The organism is Oleiphilus sp. HI0043 (genome assembly GCF_001634935.1).
Window position 1 is genome coordinate 1 of record NZ_LWEY01001673.1, and the last position, 702, is coordinate 702.

The 702-nt window shown below is 42.7% G+C and carries 2 protein-coding genes; both read right to left on the reverse strand.

The genetic code is table 11. The annotated features are described in order from the left end of the window. Positions 1 to 294 (reverse strand): tRNA-guanine transglycosylase (locus tag A3729_RS25430; protein ID WP_156498134.1); only part of this gene is annotated, 294 nt, incomplete at its 3' end. 25 nt (positions 295 to 319) lie between these two features. Next, positions 320 to 702: S-adenosylmethionine:tRNA ribosyltransferase-isomerase (locus tag A3729_RS25435; protein ID WP_197476089.1), on the reverse strand; the 383-nt coding region annotated here is incomplete at its 5' end.

Here is a 702-nt window from a genome sequence, read left to right on the forward strand (position 1 = left end):
GAGGCTAAAAACCTGAAAACCTCCAGAATCAGTCAGAATTGGTTTATCCCATTGGATAAAGTCATGCAAAGTACCATGTTTCTCAACAATGTCGGTGCCCGGTCTTAGCATTAGATGAAAAGTATTTCCGAGAATAATATCCGCGCCAATCTCTTCGATATCCTTAGGTAGCATGCCTTTTACCGTACCGTAAGTGCCAACCGGCATAAACGCAGGGGTCTGTATTTTCCCACGTGGAAAGTCAATTTCTCCACGTCGAGCCAAGCCATCTGTCTGGCTGACCTTAAAGGACATACAACAATTCGATTCACTCAATGTATTACTCCGAAATATTCCCGCTAGAGGGATTTAGAAACATCGCATCACCATAACTGAAAAAGCGATACTTATTTGCAACAGCCTGCTCATAAGCATTTAAGATATTTGCCTGGCCTGAAAATGCAGATACCAACATTAATAGGGTCGATTTCGGCAAATGAAAGTTAGTAATCAGTGCATCGACACTTTTAAACTCATAACCTGGGAAAATAAATATCTCAGTATCACCGGTAAAAGCCTTAAGCTCGCCTGACTGGCTGGCAGATTCAAGACTACGAACACTAGTTGTGCCGACGCAAATAACACGACCACCTTTTCGACGAGTCGCAGTCACTTTATCAACCACGTCTTGAGTCACTTCAATCCATTCCGAATGCATTTCGT